The sequence below is a fragment of the Neisseria flavescens genome, from assembly GCF_001618065.1.
Taxonomy (GTDB): domain Bacteria; phylum Pseudomonadota; class Gammaproteobacteria; order Burkholderiales; family Neisseriaceae; genus Neisseria; species Neisseria flavescens_A.
Map to the genome: position 1 here is coordinate 1 of NZ_LAEI01000029.1, position 707 is coordinate 707.

Consider the following 707-nt stretch of genomic DNA (forward strand, 5'->3'; position numbering starts at 1 on the left):
CCCATTCACCACCAACGGCGCCCTCACCCGCACCACCTTCGGACTCCCGATCTCCACTTCCCCGTTGCTCAGCTTGATATACGCCCCCTTGCAGGTAATCAGAATCTCTTCCTTCGCCGCAATGGTGACTTTCCCTGCGCTGCTGGTTAACGTTGCGTCCTTCAAAGCATTCAGCTGCAACTCGTCGTTCTGTGCCTGTACTTCCACTTTGCCCTGATTCGCCTGCACTTTGATGCCGCTGCTTTGCGCAAACAGGTTGAGGCTCTCTGCCGCATGGGCGGTCAGGCTTTGGCCGGCAGTGATGTCGGTATGGTTGCCGCTGACGAGGTGGATGTTTTCACCGGCGGTGTGCAGTTGGCTTTGTTCTGTTGCGGTGGCGATGCCGGCCGGGGCGGTTTGGATCAAACCGGCCTCTTTCAGGTCTTTGAGGGCGTCTTTCAGACGACCCCTTTGGGTTTCTTCATCGGTATTGTGGTTGTTGGCGGTTTGGGCGGCTTTGTTCAGGCTTTTGGCAAGGGAGAGTGCCTGCTCGATCTGTGCGATGGCATCGTCCATATCCAGCACTTTGCCGCCGGCGTCTTGGTTTTGTGCGCTGACGAGTATGCCTTTACCCGCCCTTACCGCGCCCCAACCGTCGGTTCTGAGTTCGAAGCCTTCGCCGTTCTCTCCGCGTTTATCACGATTTGAGTCGACGATATGGCCGAGGT

General features: G+C 57.4%; 1 protein-coding gene. It reads right to left on the reverse strand.

Annotated elements, in window-relative coordinates; translation table 11 throughout:
- The coding region (locus TW89_RS04400; protein WP_164836694.1) for a type VI secretion system Vgr family protein at positions 1-707 on the reverse strand (707 nt) is incomplete at both ends.